We start from the raw sequence: 18,448 nt of genomic DNA, 5'->3' as shown, positions 1-18,448 counted from the left end.
TTGTTGATAAACAATTAAAAAAATTTTCACTATGGTTTTCCATAATGAGTATAAATCATTTCTGAGCTATTTTGTAAAAAATATTTAAACATAAATAGCTGCAAATAATTAAATAAAAAATCACTAGACATGAACTTTGAACATAAAATTACTACAACTACCACTAATAATAATAATAATAATAATGATGATTGCATTAAAAAGAAAAGCAATCCAATAAACCAATCATTTAAAAACTTTAAATTATGTGGTGGAACTTTAATATGTGTAATACCAATTGCTGATAAACTTGTAGTAGTTTCTGACAAACGATCTATAAATAAGAGCACAGGTGAAATTATTAGTGATGATATTGAAAAAATCATCCAAATAAATTCCAATTCTGTAATATCAATTACAAATGTCATCTATATGGATTATGGTCCTAAAGCACCTTTTCCACCTTATGATGTCATCGCAAAAACAAAAGAAATATTACAAAAAAAGTCAAATAACCTCACTAATAGTGAATCAAAAATTATACAATTAAAACTTCAACAAAGCGTACAAAATTATCTCAATCAAATTCCCAAAAAATATTGGCCCCACAGCGCTACCAACCCATTATTTCAAATTCTTCTATTTGAAAATAATTCATTTTTACAAATGACTATTTTTACGGTTTATTGTGATACAATAAGTGGTATTAATGTATCTTATACTGGAATAGATATTAAATCATCCTACTTAATGGCATTTGGAAACCCTTCTCTTTTAATGAATGCTAAGAACATACCTGAATTGGATACTCTTTTATCAGATAAAACCTTTATTACAATCAATAATCCTAACTATCAAGGATTTGTCACTGAACAGGAAGCTATTGCAGTTTCTAAACTTATCATTAGGCAAAGTGCACAATATTGGAACTTAATTCCCGGAAATATAAATGATATAGGAACAAATCTTGACGTAGTTGTTATAAGCTGTAGCAAAGGAATTATTTTTAAAGAAAAAAGCACTATTAATTGATACAAAACGTAAATATATTTTTTTCTAATATTTATTTATAATTTTTCTATTACATAAAGTTTAATTGCCAAAGGTAATAACAAATATCCCTCTCATTGCTGAAAGGGATATTTTATATTAAAAAACTTTTAATTACATATAAGCTTCAATCGGCTCACAAGTACAAACCAGGTTTCTGTCTCCATAAGCTTCATCAACTCTGGATACAGAAGCGAAGAATTTGTGGTCTCTTACCCAGTCTAGCGGATATGCTGCCTTTTCTCTGCTGTATGGTTTATCCCAGGAATCTGAGATTACCAACTGCTCTGTGTGAGGAGCGTTTTTAAGGACGTTGTTGGCCTGATCTGCTTCTCCGTTAGCAATCTCATCGATCTCTTTTTTGATAGAGATTAACGCCTCTGCAAAACGGTCGATTTCAGACTTGCTTTCAGATTCTGTAGGCTCGATCATCAATGTTCCGGCTACAGGGAAAGAAACCGTTGGCGCATGGAATCCATAATCCATTAGTCTCTTCGCCACATCAGCTACTTCAATTCCTAAAGTTTTGAACTGACGGAAATCTACGATACATTCGTGAGCAACTCTTCCACTCTCGTTTGAATACAAGATCGGGAAATGTTCTGCTAAAATTTCTTTCAGGTAATTTGCATTCAGAATCGCATGTCCTGTTGCTTTTTTCAATCCATCTGTTCCTAACATTTTGATGTAAGAATAAGAAATATTAAGGATCAGACCTGAACCGTAAGGTGCAGCAGAAATACCCTCGATCGCTTCTTTGGAACCAATTCTGATATTCGCATTGGAAGGAAGGAAAGGAACCAGGTGCTTAGCCACACAGATCGGACCTACTCCCGGACCTCCGCCTCCGTGAGGAATCGCAAAAGTTTTGTGTAAGTTCAGGTGACAAACGTCTGCTCCGATGTTTCCAGGACTTGTGAATCCTACCTGAGCGTTCATGTTGGCACCGTCCATATATACCTGTCCGCCGTGCTCGTGGATCAAGCTTGTAATTTCTTTAATATTCGCATCGAAGAATCCGTAAGTAGACGGATACGTGATCATTACGCAAGATAAATTCGCAGAATTCTGCTCTGTTTTAGCTTTCAAGTCTTTGAAATCAATTTCTCCGCTTTCAAGATTTTTAACGACAACAATTTTCATTCCTGCCATTGCTGCAGAAGCCGGGTTGGTTCCGTGCGCAGACTGAGGGATCAATACGACATTTCTGTGACCTTCACCTCTTGAAATGTGATATTCTCTGATCACCATTAATCCTGCATATTCACCCTGAGCTCCGGAGTTAGGCTGAAGAGAAGTCCCTGCAAAACCAGTGATTTCAGCTAAATCTTTCTCCAGTTCTCTGATCATTTCCTGGTAACCTCCAGCCTGGTCCACCGGTACAAATGGGTGAACAGCTCCCCAGTTATCCCATGAAAGTGGCAACATCTGAGTAGCAGCATTCAGTTTCATGGTACAAGAACCAAGAGAAATCATTGAATGCGTTAATGATAAATCTTTTCTTTCCAAACGTTTGATGTAACGCATCAATTCCGTTTCAGTATGGTATTTGTTGAATACGCTTTCTGTAAGAATTTCGTCTTTTCTTAAATTCTCCTCAGGAATGCTGTATCCTTCTTTTATTTCTAACTTGAAAGTCTGCTTGTCTTTGAACTGAGCGAAAGAAGCCATTAAATAATTTAATTTCTCCAATGTTGTGCTTTCGTTGATTGCAATACTTACCACTCCTTCCGTGAAATAGTTCAGGTTAAGTTTGTGATCAAGCATCATTCTCATCAATCTTCCTTTCTCATCTTCATTCATCGTGATTTTCACAGTATCGAAGATAGGCTCTTCTACGGTCTGGTAACCTAATGCTTTAAGACCGTTTTTCAAAGCGTTGGCTTTGAAGTGGATCTGATCAGCGATATAGTTTAATCCTTTCGGACCGTGATAAACGGCATACATTCCTGCCATTACCGCTAAAAGAACCTGAGCAGTACAAATGTTTGATGTTGCTCTTTCTCTTTTAATGTGCTGTTCTCTGGTCTGAAGCGCCATTCTCAATGCACGTTTTCCGTACATATCCTGAGAAACCCCGATAATTCTTCCCGGAATGTCTCTTTTGTAGTCTTCTCTGCAAGAGAAAAATGCAGCGTGAGGTCCTCCGTATCCTAGTGGAATACCAAATCTCTGAGAAGTTCCAACGGCACAGTCAGCCCCCATGGAAGCAGGAGATTTAAGTTTCACCAAAGCCATTGGATCACAAGCGACAACCACCTGTAAATCTAATTTTTTATAGTTTACAATATCTTCAGTATAGTCTAAAACGATACCGTTTTTACCAGGATACTGTAATAAAACACCATAATAGCTCTCGTCCAACTGATGCGTCTTGTGATCTCCTTCCACGATTTCGATTTCTAAGCCTTCTGCTTTAGTTTTCAACACTGAAACGGTCTGAGGTAAAACCAGATCGGAAACGAAGAATTTGTTTGCATTGGCTTTCTTCTGATCTTTCGTTCTGTTGTTAAAGAACATATGCATCGCTTCCGCAGCCGCTGTAGATTCGTCCAGAAGAGAGGCATTCGCCAGTCCAAATCCTGTAAGATCACATACTACCGTCTGGAAATTAAGAAGAGCTTCTAGTCTTCCCTGTGCAATTTCAGCCTGATAAGGAGTATACGCCGTATACCAGCTAGGATTTTCAAAGATATTTCTCTGAATAGCTGATGGCAAAAGTGTATTGTGGTATCCAAAACCAATGTAGCTCGTATAATCAGTATTCTTCGATGCTAAATCTTTCGAATGGTTCAGCATTTCGTATTCTGAAAGCGGTGCCGAGATCTCAAGATCTTTCTCTAATCGGATAGAAGAAGGAATGGTCTGAGAAATTAGTTCTTCAATACTTGAAACGCCCAATCTTTCCAACATTGCCTGTTTATCGGCTTCATTAAGGGAAATGTGACGGCTCACAAACTGTTCTGTATTCATTTTTATTTATTAGATTTTGTTCGTAAAAAAGATTCGTAAAATTACGTTTTTTTAAACGATTGTACAACAGTTCAAAATTGCTGAAATAATAGTCAGAATCTCTTATGCTTTTTAAAAATAATGAAACAGAATGCTTTTATTGATTAAAATTGAATCCGGCCTGTTTCAGAGTTGATTGCTTATTATTTTATTAAATCAACAATCCTATTCATTTTATCTTTACAATATGGAAAGCTTAAAAGACTATGTCTGACATTTGATCAACAAAAATCTTCACATTCTCCCGTCTGAATCTGAAACCTAAGTTTATAGTCATACTTAATCATCCAATATTTTAAGCTTTCAGATCTTACTTAACTTTATTTTGGGGAGGTGGATAATCCAAAATCAGCTTTTTTCCATTAAAAAATAAAGAGGTGAATATGGACTGAACCTTCTGAGCAACAGGCCATGTAAGTTTTATGAAATTTTATTAATTATATTTATTCTAAATTAATATATTTGCAACATGAATATGATTACCCCATTTAAAGTACCGCCTTTAGCTCCTGTATTTGCATTTAATAATGAAGATATGTATTGTGAAAAGAAATCTTGCTGTAAAAAGTTCAAGAAAGGGAAACGATGTAAAAAGTGTCCGGGAAGAAAAAAGCTGGCCTAAACTAGCTGAAATTCCTGAATATAAAATAAACAGCCGACGCTAAAATAATAATTCCCCAGATCAGCATCATGATTTTTGGCTGTCCGGATCTGTTCATTCTGGTTCTGGGCTGAGGCTTAAACATTTCCTCTACACTGCTTTTGAACTGAGCCGCATCGTTATCAAAGACTTCAGTAATGGTAATTCCCTGAACAACTGTTTTGTGAAGTAAAGAATTCGTTACATGAAGCAATAACTGGAATTTGCCGTCCTTAAATTCTGTAATCTTAAAAACCCGTTCTCCAAAAGGTTTTTCTAAGCCGAAAGGCAAAACTTTCACCACATCGGCATTGCTCGTCTGCCAGTTAATGATGATCTCCTCCCCTTTTTTTGCATGAATTTTATTCGCCGTAAACGTTTTGATAGAAGGCGGAATATTATATCGGAAACTTTTCTGATGGTTTTCTAAATTCTGATCGTAGGTACGCCTTCTTTCAGAATCACTCAAGATTTCATACGCTTCCTGAATTTCACGAAAACGTCCCGCAAAGAAATCATCGTTGTCATTCTTATCGGGATGGTATTTTAAAGACAGTTTTCTATAGACTTTCTTGATGTCTTCTTCTGAAGCATCCGGTGTAATCCCGAGAAAATAGTAGTAATCTTTCATTGAGCTATGCAAAAATAAGGAATTATTTTTTTTCAGGTTTATTCTTTAGGGGAATGTTTTAGGAAAACAATAAGGCTGTCAATATAAATGATCTGTTTTTTAACAAGGATGACCCAAATGTTTTCACAAATGGCACAATTTAATGACGGAGAACATTTGTAGCTCTACGTTATTTTACTGAAGACCGCAAAGTTTCTTTGATAAGCTTCCTCTTTTTTTAAGTTCTCAAGACGTTTCACTCAGTAACGGTGAAAGAAAATAGCTGCATTGCTGATGGCTTCGGAAACCTCAGCCATCAGCAATGCAACCTAAAAAATTCCGGCTCGGGAAGCAAAGCTTCCCGAGCCGGAATTTTAACAATTTCAATTGAGTATTTTACTTCTTACGCTTCGCAGGCATTGTTCTTTTTACAGCATCTTGAAGTGAATTCTTTTTTGAATTTCCCCTTCAGTTCCTGATACTGCTCATCATTCATTTCTCTGATCTTATCGGCAAGCCCGAAAGGTGACCTTTCTTTGATTCCGTATTCATTAAAGATCCCTTTGATAAATCTTTTTCTTTGTATTGCTTTTTTAGCGATTAACGCTACCCCCACAACGGCTAATGCTCCAAGAGCTCCTTTTAATGCTGAATTTTTCATTTTTTCAAAATTTTAAATTTTACTACTTCTTGTTTTTTATATAGACGAATGCATTTTAATTTTACTTTACTACTTCTTAAAAATTTCAAATTATTCGTTGGTTCTATTGTTCCTGTTAAAGAATCCGCCTGCACATTTTTCTCTCCAGACTTCTTTAAATTTTTCTCTTTCTTCCGGAGAAAGTCCTTCCATTCTTTCTCTCATTTTTCTTTCTTTAAAATCTCTCATTCCTTTTCCAAAATGGAAACCTCCAAATAGGATCTTACTCAAAATCAAAATTCCCATTGCCTGCCAATACGTGATTGATTTCACGCCTAAAATATCAGGAAGCAAACAATTCCAAAGGGACATGACGATCCATGTAACGCCCAGTAAAATCAGTGGCGGACATAAGAATAAAAGAATCCAGCCTTTTTTGTGTTTATTATGATTCATAACTTTCTTTTTACTAACTATTTAAATCTTCGTATAACCTTCTCAGTCTGTTTCTCAGATGCTTCACCGCATAATTTTTTCTACTGATAATGGTCTTTATATTTTCGCCCTGTTCATTGGCTATTTCTTGAAGTGTTTTATCGTTTAATTCATTTTCAACGTAAACGAGTCTTTGTTTTTCGGGAAGTTCGTCTAATGCTTCAAATAATTTTTTCCAAATTTCATCCTGAAACATTTTCACTTCCGGACCTGCACTTTCATCCAGCAATAAGATATCCTTGATAGAAAAACTTCCGTCTTCATCTTCATACACGAAATCTTCAAGATTTTCAGTTTTTTTCTTACGATACTTATCTGTGATTTTATTGGCTGTTACTCTATATAACCATCCGCCAACATTTACAATCTCTGAAAGATTGGTAATACTGCTGAACTGATACCAGACCTCCTGCAGAATATCTTCCGCATCTTCGGTGTTTTTCACTTTCGGACGAATATAAGACATCAGCTTTCCTCCGTACTTTGAAACGGTTTGTGAGATGATACTTGCTTTCTCCTCCTGTGGCATTGTTATTTCTTCGACAACCTCCATATTGCTATGACGATCTGCCTTTTGGTTTTACTTTAATAAATTTAAAAAAAATTCTCGACTGTTGAAGTTTTGTTTCCAGATGCAGGTTTGAGAGTAAGAAAGTTTTAGAGTCGGCAGGCAGAAACCGGAAGATCAAAAAAATAGTGCATACGATTGATATTACATCTCAGCCTCAGCCTAAAATATAATATCCCGCATTCCATCTCTTATCTCCTCATACCAATTTCTACCCTCTAACTTCTCCTCAAAAAAAACGGAAAGCCTTAGACTCCCCGTTTCTGTTATTGATGAAAATTGATATTATTTCTTGTTGAAATTTTCCGCAAAGAATCCCATCATATATTTGTACAGTTCTATTCTGCTCGGCTCTTTTCTGAACCCGTGACCTTCATCGTATTTTACCAGGTAAGGAACCTCAACTCCTTTAGCACGCATAGCTTTTACAATCTGATCTGATTCATTGATATTTACCCTTGGATCATTTGCTCCCTGAACTACAAATAATGGTTTCTTGATCTTGTCAATATGGAATACCGGAGATACTTCTTTAGCAATTTCAGCTTCTTTGGGATCGTCCAGATTGTACCATATTTCTTTGACCATTTCTTTGTAAGGTTTCCAGTATTCCGGGAAAGATTCAAAGAAAGTGAAAATATTGGAAACACCTACATAATCTACCCCGCAAGCATATAAATCCGGGGTTTTAATAAGTCCCATCAAAGTTGCATAGCCACCATGGCTTCCTCCGTAGATGGCAATTTTATTTTGATCAATCCAGCCTTGTTCTATCACGTATTTTACTCCATCTTCCACATCATCCATGGCTTTACGTCCTATCTGTTTGTAACCTGACTGCTGAAATTCTTTTCCATAACCACCGGAAATTCTGAAATTCACATGCAGCGTTGCATATCCTCTGCTGGCAAAAAGCTGGTCTTCAGGATTGAATCCCCAATTGTCTCTGATCCCCTGCGGACCCCCGTGAGGATTGACAATTAACGGAACTTTCTTCCCATTCACCGCATCTTTAGGCATCGTAATATATCCACGGATCGTAAGGCCGTCTCTGCTTTTGAATTCAATCGGCTTCATTTCAGCCATATCTTCTTCTTTCAGCTGCGGCATCAGGTTATAGAGAAGTTTTATCTGTTTAGATTTTGTGTCATATTCATAATACGTTCCGTACAATCTATCGCTTCCTACCACCACTAAAAGCTTGTCTTCATTGTCATCAGAAGAAACAACAGAAAATTCTTTGTCTTTGAATTCAGATTTTAATTTATCGTGAACTTCTTTGTAAAATGTACTTACCGGAATGATCTCACTTTTAATGCCGTTATAGCTTATATAATCCAGCTCATAATTTCTGTTTTTACGGGCAGTACTTATAGAACTGACATCATATACAGGATTGGAGTATACTTCTTTTATAATGGCATTTTTTTTCAGATCATACAGAACGATTCTTTCTTTATCACTGTCTAAATTGGTCACTACATACGCTTCGTCTTTATTTTTGGAATGGTCATTTAATCCTATGATGCTGAAGGTATTTTTCCAGTCTGTTGATTTGATCAGATTAAATTTACCGGTATCGAGATCTTTGTAATACGTTTTTGTAGTCAATCCGTTTTCCAGAACGGTATATCCTCTCATGTTTCCTTTCTTATCAAAAATATAGCCGTCGATAGGGTTATTAACGTCTTTATTTTCAAAAAGCTGGGTCATTTCCCCGGTATTGAAATTGATTTTATAAGGCTCGAAAATCTGTTTGTTATTTTTGTTCAGTGCAACGATAACAAATTCTGTATCCTTAACGATATCAGCGTAATTTAAAGTTACTCCCTCAAAAGGAGTGAGATCCTTAAGATTTTGTCCGTCAATATCTACAGCATACATATGGGTATTCTCATTCCCTCCTTTGTCCTGTGTGTAGAATAATCTTTTTTTATCCAGCCATCCGTAATTTCCGATAAGGTCATCTTTTTCTACGATAGCTTTTGTAATTTTCCCCGTTTTCAGTTCTTTTACATAGACGTGATTCTTTTTGTCTTTATCTTTTTCTTTATAGGAAAGATACTGCCCGTCCGGAGAAATTTTAAACTGTGAAGCATTCGGTCTGGCGAAATAATCTTCTACTTTGTACTTGAAGTTTCCTTTATCATAGGAAATTAATTTATCCAGCGTTTCTTTGGAAGAAGGAAGCGTAGGGTCGCCCGGCAGTTTAGCCGTTGAAGTCTGTGCATTGATCATAATGGCTGATAGTACGATTTGAGCCGCACCAAAAATTTTAGTATTAAGATTCATAACTCATGTGATTTTGATGTTTAAGTGTTTACTTAGTAAATAAGTCTTCTTCTAATAGGACATCCTTAAACTCAAAATGTTACATCAATTATAAAAATAATTAATAATAGAAATCAAAATCAAGAAGGCAGGAAGATCTGGGCGGCAATTTCTGACGGCAATACTTCCCTATTCAAACTTCAAGATCTTTTAAAAACCGGAAGGTTTTACCTTGAATTCAGACTAAATAAAGGCCAAAATACAAAGTCCATGCTATCAGAATAATCTGCATTGGAATTCTTTCACGATAAAGATATTGCATTCCCGGACCTGTATAATCTGCTTTGAAAATATTGATCTTTTTCTTTGAAGAATTGATGTTCGCTATAAAAACCAGGATATAAAAAATAATCAGGAGTATCGCGGTCAGTTCACGTATTGAAGGGATCATCAATCCTATTCCTGCAGCAATTTCAAGAACTCCCGTAGCATAAACCCAAAACATTTTACCGGGAACAAAGCCGGGAATCATCATTGCCATTCCTTTCTGAAATTTAAAGTGCGAAAGACCTGTAAATATAATGAACACAGCCATTCCCAGATTCCCTGAAAATAAGAAGTTAGGTTTTCCCTGCACTACAAAAGTGACCAGCAAAGCCAGAATAAACGTCCCGAAAAGGATGGATAATAATTTCATATTGTTGTTTATTACACTGTTTAGAAAAATAATGAATCTTTACATGATATCATTATAAAACCTTACAGCTGTTGAGGCCCGTAAGGTTGGATTTTATTAAAGCAAGGTACGGATTATTTGGTTTCGGCAAGAGTTTTTACCACTTCCAAACCTTTTGTAAATCCGATATTCATATGTTCTCTCCATTCTTTTTCAACCTGCACCTCAGTATGAAGTTTGGTTTTTCCATCCAGATCGATGAGAATATACTTTTCAAAAGAACCACTCCAGTCGATCACTTCTTTGCTGTGTATATCTTCATGACCTTCTTTATCTACCATTCCCAGATGTTTAAAGATAATCTGGTTTGGCTCATCTACACTGTCGATGGTGGACACCATGCCTTCTCCTTGCGCATTCAGGAAGTAGGTTTTTCCACCAACTTTCCAGTCGGATTTCATGACACATCCGGGACCGAAAAACTGAGTCCATTCGGTATAGGTTTCAGAATTCCACAGAACGTCCCAGACTCTTTGCAATGAGGCGTTGATGACTATTTCGTACGATAAGGTTTCCATATTTTATATTTTTGTGGTTGGTGTTATATATTTTTTACAATTGATTTTCAGAAAGATTTTTCACAATGCCCAGGGCTGTCGGGAACTTCTCTTCAAAAAACTCTTTAAATTCTTCAGGGGTCTGAATTTCTATTTTTAAAATTGTCCCCGTTTCTGTTTCTTCTAAAATATAAGCTTCTGTAGCTTCTCCCCAGTTCCGTTCTGTTTCTACACCATTATAAATCTCCCCTAAATGCAGGAATTTCATTTCTTCATGGGCTCTGTTCTTTTCTACACGACTGTACATTCCGTTATTGTTGGGATCAAAAAACTTCATCGTACTTCCCTCTTCAAAAGTCCCCTGATAAAAGGATCCTTCTGTAAATGCAGTGGTCCACTGTCTGTAGGTCATATCGCTCCAAAGTACTTCCCAAACTTTTTCAGGCGCTGCATCGATTTGGATCTCAAAAAATATTTTTTGCATTGTTTTTTTATTTAGATGTTTGATTTGGATTTTAGATAAAAGATGATAGACTGATAGATAATAGACTGATAGATAATAGATTGATAGATAATAGATAGATGTGAAAAGTACTACTATTAATTATTTTCACTCATAACCCATAACCCATAACTTATAATATCTAACTTCTAATTCACCCTCTTTAGGAACTTTGATTTGGATTGTGACCTTTTCTGGGAGTCATAAGCAAATCTTTTCCCTAAACTCCATCAAACAGCAAGCCGAAAACCAAAACTTAAAAAAGAAAAAGAACTGAAAGCTGAATTTTTCATTCCTCTTTCAGCCTATTGACTTTAAGAATTATAAGCGTTTTCCAATTCTTCTATCCCAATTTTCTGCATCTTCATCATTGCCTGAACTACTTTCTGTGCTTTTGACTGATCGGAATCGTTCATTAACTGGATGAGCCTTTTGGGAACAATCTGCCAGCTCAGTCCGTATCTGTCTTTCAACCAGCCGCACATGCTTTCTCTTCCGCCATCTGAAATAAGGGTGTTCCAAAAGTGATCGGTCTGCTGCTGATCATCGGTCATCACCACAATAGAAACGCCTTCATTGAAATCAAATTGATGATCATAAGAGTTATCCATACAGAAAAAGCTGTAGCCGTCTATGATAAAATGACCGTGCTGTATATGTTCAGCCGGTTCCGATGGGGATTGTTCTCCTGCACCGTATCCATATTTCAGAATGTTTCCAATGCCTGAATTGGGAAAAGTTTTGGTATAAAACTCCATGGCTTCCATTGCTTTTCCGTTGTTCTGATGGATAAACATGAGGGTGGGAACGATTTTCTGCGATTCAGGCTTTTCTCCCAGAAACAACTGCCAGTTAACGCCGTATCTGTCCTGTACCCAACCATACTTTTTACTCCAGAAATAGGAATCCAGAGCCATGAGGGCCGCTCCACCATCGATCAGTTGATCCCAATATTTCTGCACCTCATCTTCTGTTTCACAGATTACCATCAGGGAAACTGATGCATTTTTTTTAAAATGAGGACCTCCGTTCAGCAACATCAGTTTTTGTCCGAACAGTTCAATGTTCATGACTACAGGAGTATCTGTCGTAATTTTTCCGTCAAACACCTGGCAATAGAATTCTGCTGCCTCTTTAGATTCTTCATCAAACCAGAGACATGGGAAAATATCGTTATTCATCATATTAAATTTTAGGGTTGAAATATATCGTTTTATGAATCACTGCAGACCAATAAAGCCCGCAGTGACAAAAAGTAATGATCATTAAAATGATTAGTTTTTGAACGAAACGTGATGTTCCTTCATATGATTTTTCAGTTTTTCCATGGCATTCTTCCCGAAACCACGAAGTTGCCTGATCTCTTGTTCAGAATAATCCGAAAGCTTTTCAAGAGAATCTATTTTTTCCCGCTCCAAAGACCTTCTCGCTGGTATTGCAATAATGCCATACAGGAAGTCATTACTATGAGCAACATGGCTAACAGCACAAATGGAGCTTAAACATTTTGCCATTATTAAGAGATTGATCATGGCTGCAAATGAGTATTTTAGTTATTTTCAACGTACTTGTGAAAATTATTGAGAATAGCATACCAGCCATCTCTCTGCATTTCCACGGAATTCTGTTTTTCAGGATCGAAAATTTCGGTAACCTTTGTGGTATTTTCGTCGATCTTATCAAAGATGATCTCTACCTTACGACCGTCTTCCAAATGATATCTGATGTGGGCATTCGGAATAATTTCATCATAAATTGCTTCAAAATCGAAACCAAAACTTTTATCTTTTGCTTCCATTCTGGTTTTTAGCTTGCCTCCCACTCTCAAGTCATTTTCGGCACTTGGACATTCCCAGGTTTCATGGGCAAAATTCCATTTCGTGATATGTTTTGGTTCATTAAAATAATTCCAAACCTTTTCTACGGGGGATAAAATTGTAATATCTATCTTAATAGGATCCATAATTCTGCTTTTTAATGTTGAAGTAAAAAGGCAGTCCGGGTTTGAACCGCCTCTATAATTAAGTTAAATATAAGATTATTTTGTGTATTCTTCGTTATAGTTCACCATCCAATGAACGCCATATTTATCCTGAAAGCTTCCGAAATAATCTCCCCAAAACTGGTCTTCAATAGGCATTTCCACATTTCCGCCTTCCGAAAGCCCATTGAAAAGTCTGTCTGCCTCATCTTTAGACTCGGGGAAAATGGAAACATAATTGTTATTTCCTACATTAAGGGTCTGCCCGAAGCTTGGAACAATGTCCGAAGCCATCAGCAGGTCTTTCCCAACAGGCAGTGCGATGTGCATTACTCTGTTTTTTTCTTCCTCAGATAAATTTTCAGTTCCGGGAGCATTACCCATTTTGTAGATTTCACCCACAAATTCTCCTCCGAAAACAGATTTGTAAAAGTTGAAAGCTTCTTCTGCTTTCCCGTCAAAATTGAGGTATGGATTTAATTTAGCCATGATTTTTTATTTTTAAAATTAATAGTAATGATTTTTATATTATTTTTTTTAATGCTAAGACAAAAGACTCTTTACAATGATGTTGGCTTTAAGCTTAAGGCGTTTTACTCAGCAGAGTGATACACATTTTTTTTATGGAATAATTAAGATTTGATCAAGCTGTTTTTATAATATCAAGAAGAGGATTCATCCAACTCAAAGGTCAAAATGATTCATCTTAACTCAACTTAAAATATTCATATTACCTTAATGACTTAAAAATTTGACCACCTCACTTACAGTCAGGTTGATCAGATTGGAATCTGTGTTTCCTTCAAAGTCAGCCATCATGTAGGAGCCATGGGTAGCTGGCAGAATCATCAGTTGAGAATCCGGGATAAGCCTCCACATTTCTACGATATGTTCCGGTTTCATGACGTCTTTGTCTCCGCCGATCAGCAATGCAGGAACATCTATAGAGCTCAGAACCTCATCATCCCAGTCTTCAAAAGACTGCATTCTTTTACGGTCTTTATCGAAAAGATTTTCAAGTTTTGAAAAGTCCGGATTCAGATTAAGAAAATTGATTTTAAGGGGTTCTGGCATTGACTCCAGCGTAGCTGATGCCATACTTTCGAAAAAGCCGTCCATCATCCCGCTTCTTTTATAAAATGCAGAAGCGATGATTAATTTTTCAACTATTTCAGGATAAAGACGGGCCACCTGCATGACTGTATTTCCACCGTTGCTGAATCCCCAGAAAAAAGCTTTTTCGATAGGGAGTGCTTTTAAAAGGGCAGCGATATCATGAGCGTCCTGTTCAAAGGTTTCAGGAATATCACGGTGATCAGTCATTCCATGGTTCTGAAGATCAATTCCTATCAATTGAAATTGTCCTTCCAGCCTTGAAATAATTTCCTTAAAATCAAACAGAATCGAGGAGCCACCGCCATGAATCAGCACCAGAGGTTTTCCTGAACCATAGATTTCGTAATACATCCGGATTCCATTAACCTGTTGATAGCCTTTCTCTTTCGGTTCCATACTAATATTTCAGATTTTCATCCGTGTCATATTTCATTCCAGGATAGCCAAGAATTCTTCTCATCAGGCCTATCTGTCCGCATAGATAATCTTCACGGCCAATAGACATTCCGGTAAAATTGAGTTTGGTTTCGGGAACAAAAGGAATATTCATTCCAATCTCAAACATCTCATCCAGCTCTTCATCAGTAACTTCCATCAATTTCTGAAATACTTTTGCAGAAATATCATGAAAATTTTTCTTCAGCTCATCCAAATCCGGATACCTGTAGTTTTCGTCCAGGGCTTTTCCCTGAAAGAAAAGATCGCTGTAAGGGTCTTCCTCTTTAAGGCCTAAAACCCATCCCAAACTGTAGCGCATATTGACAAAGTTTCCTGCCATCCACACGATATGATTGGTTTTTCCTTCAATTCTTTTCAGAGCATCTTCTTCGGAGATTCCATCCAGGACATTAAGAAAGCTTTGGGTATGCATTCGGTAAGCCGGAATTACGATTTCCACTTTTTTTGATTTTGGGGTGTCCATTTTTTTTAATTTTTAGTTGTTTTAAAAATGAGATCTTTCTAAGTATATAAAATCCTCGCGTTTGGATAAAAAGTCCTGTCTGAAGAATCTGGCAGATACTTTTAACCCTACTTTACAGCGCCGGGTTTTCCGAGAATTCTTCTAAGATATCCTAATTGTCCGCTGTGATAATTTTCATGAAAGCATAAAATGGCAATATCATTAATTGTTTCCGGATTAAAACGTTCAATACTGATGATCTTTGCTTCTAATTGATCCTGAGATTGCTGCAGATAAGACTTCAGTTCTTCAAAAGTGATCAGTTCCTCTTTTCTTTCAAGGGGAACAGCTCCTCTGTTGTAGCATGAAAATTTCTCATTATCCCATAAAGATTCTTCTCCCAGAACATTTAAAAATGCATTTCTGATATAAATAAGATGTCCTAAAATCCAGTTCATGCAGTTGGCTTCTCCATTCGGAAAGATCATAGATTCTTGATGGGTAATGCTGTCGATATTCATTGAAATCACTTTGAAGTTACTGAATACCTGAATTTTTACGATTTCTATATCATTGGATTGTGTTTCCATACCGTTATATTTTTATTTTCATCTCCTATTCATCAACTGGATTCATTGAACCGGAAAACAGACCCAATTCTTCAATTTTTTCAACAGGGTATCCGGATAGCCACCGATGGTTTTGTGTGACTTTCCAAAATTGCCGGGATTGTATGTGATTATTTTGCCTTTCCGGAATAGATTAACAGGAAATATTAATGGATTATATTGATAGACTACCTTATTTCAAGCTATTCTGCGGGCATTTGAGAACTATCCGCAAACATCACATTCCAGCCATGTCCGTTAATGTCCCAAAAAGAATTATGGTACATCCATCCGTAATCCTGAGGCTCCTCATGTTGGGTAGCACCATTTTCCAAAGCTGCATTCACTACCTGGTCAACTTCCGCCCGGCTGTCAAGGCTAATGGCAACAAGAACCTGTGTAGTATCACCATTGGGCACAGGTCTTTCGGAAAAAGTCTGGAAAGATTCTTCGGTGAGAAACATAACGTAGATTTGCCCTTCTTTCATAACGACACAAACGGATTTTTCATTTGACATCTGGTCATTGACAGAAAAACCAAGTTGGGTCCAAAATTCTTTTGTTTTCTGTACGTCTTTTACGGGAAGATTGACGTAGATCTGATTGATTTTCATATGATAAGTATTTGATGTTAAACTTTTAACCAAAATTACCAAGCCTCCATGAAAATCAACTTGCCATAAGACAAGATTTAATTTTTCTTTGGATGGGAAACTATTTCTTTGCGGATACGGCTCAAAGAAGTATCGGTAACACCAAGATAAGAAGCGATCTGCTTGAGAGGTGCAAACTGTACTACCTGCGATTTTTGCTCTAAGAGATTAAGATACCGCCGGGTTACAGAAAGGGTAAACATTTCTACGGAACGCTGTTTATAGGCAAAAAGCTCTTTTGACATCCATGATCTGCCCCATTCTCTAAGATTGGGAATTTTATGGAACAGCTCCTGGAATGTTTCAAAGTCGAACTTCCAGCATTCACAGTCTGTAATGCATACGATATTTTCCTGGGAAGGAATTCTCTGGAAAAGAGACAGGACTTCGATAATGATTTCATTATCTGCAAAAAAATGGGTAGTTACTTCATTTCCGCTAAAATCGTTGACATAGGAACGGGCCAGACCTTTTTCCAGAATATAATATTCATTGGCCGTTTTTCCTTCTTCAAGAATGATATCTCCTTTTTGAAATGAGACTTTTTCGTGAGCCTGAAATATTTCCTCAAGCTCTTCCTGCATAAAAAACGGGAAATCATAACAGATTTCTAAGGCTTTGCTGGTCATGGAGTCGGTGTTTTTTTAAGATTTTAAAAATATGATTTTTAATTGAATCGCAAATAAGAAAAATTAAACAAATTGAAGGAATGCATAAAGAAAGCCGCATTTAACTGTATTGTTACTAACTGTTTTTACTGTTTCTAAATAATTAAACATGTTTTAGCCATCCCTTCAAATATTCGATTGCCCAATCCTCACAAGGACGGGAATGGTTACCACTTAATGGAAATCATCATGAGATCAGATGATTATTTTAAAATTTAAACTCTAAGAATAAATTGTGAACATTTAGATATTTATATCAGAATAGAGAAAGCTGAATAGGTTTTGGTTTTTTAGGAGGTTCTGCATCTCCGAATACTGTTTTCCCTCCAAAGCACCATGAATTTTGTCTTTCTTCTTCGATGACCTGCTGGATATCAAAATCTGGTGTAAAGTCTTTTTCGGTGTCCGCTACAATCTGATGCAGTTTATTTAAAGTATTCAGTTTATCTGAATTTCCGAGTTTTGATTTTTCTATTCCTTTTCTAAGAATGCTGATGCTTTCATCATAGGTTTTGGTAGGAACCGGGAAAGGGTGTCCGTCTTTTCCACCATGGGCAAATGAAAATCGTGCAGGATCAGCAAATCTTGAGGGAGCTCCGTGGATAACTTCACTTACCAACGCTAATGACTGCATGGTTCTTGGTCCTACTCCTTCGAGCATTAAAAGATCCTCGAAATTCTGAGGCTGTTGCTCACGAGTGAGATATAAAAGAGCACCCAAACGTTTTAAATCAACATCTGAAGCCTGAACATCGTGATGCGCAGGAAGAATCAACCTTGAAAAATCTTTCATCACATCAATGGAATCGGTATGTGAAATATCCAGAATTCCTTTTCTGTTCCCTGAAGCTTCTGCATCGGTAAGATTAAGGATTTTTCCTCTTGAAACCCCATTGATCCCTGTGTGCGGTTCTTCTATAAATGATTTGATATTTCCGGAATGCCAGTGATACCGTCTGGCCGTCCCGTCCGATTCATGCATTCCCTGTTGTACGACGCTCCAGCTTCCGTTATCTGCTAAAATAAAATTGTGCAGATACAATTGATAGCCATCCTGAATGGCCGTATTATCTACTTTTGCGGAAAGTTTGCTGGCTCTCACCAGTTCATGACCATTCAGCCCTGTTTTATCAGCAATCTGAAGAAGTTCTGATGGTGTTTCTCTGGAGAATTTACCTTTTCCCCCGCAGATATAAAGGCCAAGTGATTGAGAATTAGGATTAATGGAACGTTTCAAAGCTCCCATTACGGAAGTCGTGATCCCGGATGAATGCCAATCCATTCCCATGACGGCTCCAAAGCTCTGAAACCAGAACGGATCTGCCAATCTCCGAAGGACTTCATCTTTACCATAATCCATTAAGATTACTTCAATAATGGAAAGTCCAAGCGCGGACATACGCTCATACAGCCATGGCGGTACTTTTCCGTAGTGTAGGGGCATATCTGCAGTTCCTGAACGTTTCATCATGTAAAGGTAGTGTTATCCGGTGAATTTTTTGATGATCTGAATCATCTGTA

20 protein-coding genes are annotated in these 18,448 nt (G+C 36.9%); 1 reads left to right on the top strand and 19 read right to left on the bottom strand.

Annotation, left to right across the window (positions count from 1 at the left end; genetic code table 11):
• The first annotated feature begins 129 nt into the window (after positions 1-129).
• Positions 130-1,011, top strand: a complete 882-nt coding sequence (locus EG346_RS16420) for a hypothetical protein (RefSeq protein WP_123880105.1) — start codon at positions 130-132, stop codon at positions 1,009-1,011.
• A gap of 132 nt (positions 1,012-1,143) precedes the next feature.
• Here EG346_RS16420 and gcvP read toward each other — a convergent pair whose 3' ends face one another.
• The 19 genes from gcvP to EG346_RS16325 form a co-directional block, all read right to left on the bottom strand.
• Complete coding sequence (gene gcvP, locus EG346_RS16415; protein ID WP_123880103.1) at positions 1,144-4,002, bottom strand: aminomethyl-transferring glycine dehydrogenase; 2,859 nt, start codon at positions 4,000-4,002, stop codon at positions 1,144-1,146.
• Positions 4,003-4,664: 662 nt separating this feature from the next.
• Complete coding sequence (locus EG346_RS16410; RefSeq protein ID WP_123880101.1) at positions 4,665-5,312, bottom strand: J domain-containing protein; 648 nt, start codon at positions 5,310-5,312, stop codon at positions 4,665-4,667.
• Between the two features lie 382 nt (positions 5,313-5,694).
• The gene (locus EG346_RS16405) at positions 5,695-5,952 is read right to left on the bottom strand and encodes a hypothetical protein (protein WP_073332674.1); all 258 of its coding nucleotides are present in this window, start codon (positions 5,950-5,952) and stop codon (positions 5,695-5,697) included.
• A 90-nt stretch (positions 5,953-6,042) separates the two neighbouring features.
• Positions 6,043-6,387, bottom strand: a complete 345-nt coding sequence (locus EG346_RS16400; protein ID WP_073332677.1) for a hypothetical protein — start codon at positions 6,385-6,387, stop codon at positions 6,043-6,045.
• Positions 6,388-6,400: 13 nt separating this feature from the next.
• The gene (locus tag EG346_RS16395; protein WP_034707508.1) at positions 6,401-6,979 is read right to left on the bottom strand and encodes an RNA polymerase sigma factor; all 579 of its coding nucleotides are present in this window, start codon (positions 6,977-6,979) and stop codon (positions 6,401-6,403) included.
• A 300-nt stretch (positions 6,980-7,279) separates the two neighbouring features.
• Complete coding sequence (locus EG346_RS16390) at positions 7,280-9,286, bottom strand: S9 family peptidase (RefSeq protein ID WP_123880099.1); 2,007 nt, start codon at positions 9,284-9,286, stop codon at positions 7,280-7,282.
• A gap of 217 nt (positions 9,287-9,503) precedes the next feature.
• Entirely contained in the window at positions 9,504-9,962 is a 459-nt protein-coding gene (locus tag EG346_RS16385; protein WP_073332682.1) for a DoxX family protein, read from the bottom strand.
• Positions 9,963-10,075: 113 nt separating this feature from the next.
• The gene (locus EG346_RS16380) at positions 10,076-10,519 is read right to left on the bottom strand and encodes an SRPBCC family protein (protein WP_123880097.1); all 444 of its coding nucleotides are present in this window, start codon (positions 10,517-10,519) and stop codon (positions 10,076-10,078) included.
• A 34-nt stretch (positions 10,520-10,553) separates the two neighbouring features.
• Complete coding sequence (locus tag EG346_RS16375; RefSeq protein ID WP_123880095.1) at positions 10,554-10,982, bottom strand: SRPBCC family protein; 429 nt, start codon at positions 10,980-10,982, stop codon at positions 10,554-10,556.
• A 332-nt stretch (positions 10,983-11,314) separates the two neighbouring features.
• On the bottom strand, positions 11,315-12,184 hold the full coding sequence (locus EG346_RS16370) for a VOC family protein (RefSeq protein ID WP_228425992.1): 870 nt from the start codon (positions 12,182-12,184) through the stop codon (positions 11,315-11,317).
• Between the two features lie 90 nt (positions 12,185-12,274).
• A complete protein-coding gene (locus tag EG346_RS16365) occupies positions 12,275-12,514 on the bottom strand; it encodes a helix-hairpin-helix domain-containing protein (RefSeq protein ID WP_073332690.1) in 240 nt (79 codons plus the stop codon).
• A 35-nt stretch (positions 12,515-12,549) separates the two neighbouring features.
• Positions 12,550-12,963, bottom strand: coding sequence for an SRPBCC family protein (locus EG346_RS16360; protein ID WP_073332693.1), 414 nt, complete (start codon positions 12,961-12,963; stop codon positions 12,550-12,552).
• A gap of 75 nt (positions 12,964-13,038) precedes the next feature.
• On the bottom strand, positions 13,039-13,470 hold the full coding sequence (locus EG346_RS16355; protein WP_123880093.1) for a VOC family protein: 432 nt from the start codon (positions 13,468-13,470) through the stop codon (positions 13,039-13,041).
• A 246-nt stretch (positions 13,471-13,716) separates the two neighbouring features.
• Positions 13,717-14,493: an alpha/beta fold hydrolase gene (locus tag EG346_RS16350; RefSeq protein ID WP_123880091.1), complete on the bottom strand. Its 777-nt coding sequence runs from the start codon at positions 14,491-14,493 to the stop codon at positions 13,717-13,719.
• 1 nt (position 14,494) lies between these two features.
• Complete coding sequence (locus EG346_RS16345) at positions 14,495-15,019, bottom strand: DinB family protein (RefSeq protein WP_123880089.1); 525 nt, start codon at positions 15,017-15,019, stop codon at positions 14,495-14,497.
• 107 nt (positions 15,020-15,126) lie between these two features.
• Positions 15,127-15,588, bottom strand: coding sequence for a DinB family protein (locus EG346_RS16340; protein WP_123880087.1), 462 nt, complete (start codon positions 15,586-15,588; stop codon positions 15,127-15,129).
• Between the two features lie 221 nt (positions 15,589-15,809).
• Entirely contained in the window at positions 15,810-16,220 is a 411-nt protein-coding gene (locus EG346_RS16335) for a VOC family protein (RefSeq protein WP_123880085.1), read from the bottom strand.
• Between the two features lie 77 nt (positions 16,221-16,297).
• Positions 16,298-16,888, bottom strand: coding sequence for a Crp/Fnr family transcriptional regulator (locus EG346_RS16330; RefSeq protein WP_123880083.1), 591 nt, complete (start codon positions 16,886-16,888; stop codon positions 16,298-16,300).
• Between the two features lie 295 nt (positions 16,889-17,183).
• The gene (locus tag EG346_RS16325; protein ID WP_123882719.1) at positions 17,184-18,395 is read right to left on the bottom strand and encodes a DUF763 domain-containing protein; all 1,212 of its coding nucleotides are present in this window, start codon (positions 18,393-18,395) and stop codon (positions 17,184-17,186) included.
• Positions 18,396-18,448: the final 53 nt, after the last annotated feature.

Source organism: Chryseobacterium carnipullorum, assembly GCF_003815695.1.
In the GTDB taxonomy this organism is placed as follows: Bacteria; Bacteroidota; Bacteroidia; order Flavobacteriales; family Weeksellaceae; genus Chryseobacterium; species Chryseobacterium carnipullorum.
This window is presented reverse-complemented; position numbering and strand designations above follow the sequence as displayed.

Bases quoted from the DNA above. Each gene is read 5' to 3' on its own strand.
- EG346_RS16420 (WP_123880105.1), top strand. From the start codon at position 130: ATGAACTTTGAACATAAAATTACTACAACTACCACTAATAATAATAAT.
- gcvP (WP_123880103.1), bottom strand. From the start codon at position 4,002: ATGAATACAGAACAGTTTGTGAGCCGTCACATTTCCCTTAATGAAGCC.
- EG346_RS16410 (WP_123880101.1), bottom strand. From the start codon at position 5,312: ATGAAAGATTACTACTATTTTCTCGGGATTACACCGGATGCTTCAGAA.
- EG346_RS16405 (WP_073332674.1), bottom strand. From the start codon at position 5,952: ATGAAAAATTCAGCATTAAAAGGAGCTCTTGGAGCATTAGCCGTTGTG.
- EG346_RS16400 (WP_073332677.1), bottom strand. From the start codon at position 6,387: ATGAATCATAATAAACACAAAAAAGGCTGGATTCTTTTATTCTTATGT.
- EG346_RS16395 (WP_034707508.1), bottom strand. From the start codon at position 6,979: ATGGAGGTTGTCGAAGAAATAACAATGCCACAGGAGGAGAAAGCAAGT.
- EG346_RS16390 (WP_123880099.1), bottom strand. From the start codon at position 9,286: ATGAATCTTAATACTAAAATTTTTGGTGCGGCTCAAATCGTACTATCA.
- EG346_RS16385 (WP_073332682.1), bottom strand. From the start codon at position 9,962: ATGAAATTATTATCCATCCTTTTCGGGACGTTTATTCTGGCTTTGCTG.
- EG346_RS16380 (WP_123880097.1), bottom strand. From the start codon at position 10,519: ATGGAAACCTTATCGTACGAAATAGTCATCAACGCCTCATTGCAAAGA.
- EG346_RS16375 (WP_123880095.1), bottom strand. From the start codon at position 10,982: ATGCAAAAAATATTTTTTGAGATCCAAATCGATGCAGCGCCTGAAAAA.
- EG346_RS16370 (WP_228425992.1), bottom strand. From the start codon at position 12,184: ATGATGAATAACGATATTTTCCCATGTCTCTGGTTTGATGAAGAATCT.
- EG346_RS16365 (WP_073332690.1), bottom strand. From the start codon at position 12,514: ATGGCAAAATGTTTAAGCTCCATTTGTGCTGTTAGCCATGTTGCTCAT.
- EG346_RS16360 (WP_073332693.1), bottom strand. From the start codon at position 12,963: ATGGATCCTATTAAGATAGATATTACAATTTTATCCCCCGTAGAAAAG.
- EG346_RS16355 (WP_123880093.1), bottom strand. From the start codon at position 13,470: ATGGCTAAATTAAATCCATACCTCAATTTTGACGGGAAAGCAGAAGAA.
- EG346_RS16350 (WP_123880091.1), bottom strand. From the start codon at position 14,493: ATGGAACCGAAAGAGAAAGGCTATCAACAGGTTAATGGAATCCGGATG.
- EG346_RS16345 (WP_123880089.1), bottom strand. From the start codon at position 15,019: ATGGACACCCCAAAATCAAAAAAAGTGGAAATCGTAATTCCGGCTTAC.
- EG346_RS16340 (WP_123880087.1), bottom strand. From the start codon at position 15,588: ATGGAAACACAATCCAATGATATAGAAATCGTAAAAATTCAGGTATTC.
- EG346_RS16335 (WP_123880085.1), bottom strand. From the start codon at position 16,220: ATGAAAATCAATCAGATCTACGTCAATCTTCCCGTAAAAGACGTACAG.
- EG346_RS16330 (WP_123880083.1), bottom strand. From the start codon at position 16,888: ATGACCAGCAAAGCCTTAGAAATCTGTTATGATTTCCCGTTTTTTATG.
- EG346_RS16325 (WP_123882719.1), bottom strand. From the start codon at position 18,395: ATGAAACGTTCAGGAACTGCAGATATGCCCCTACACTACGGAAAAGTA.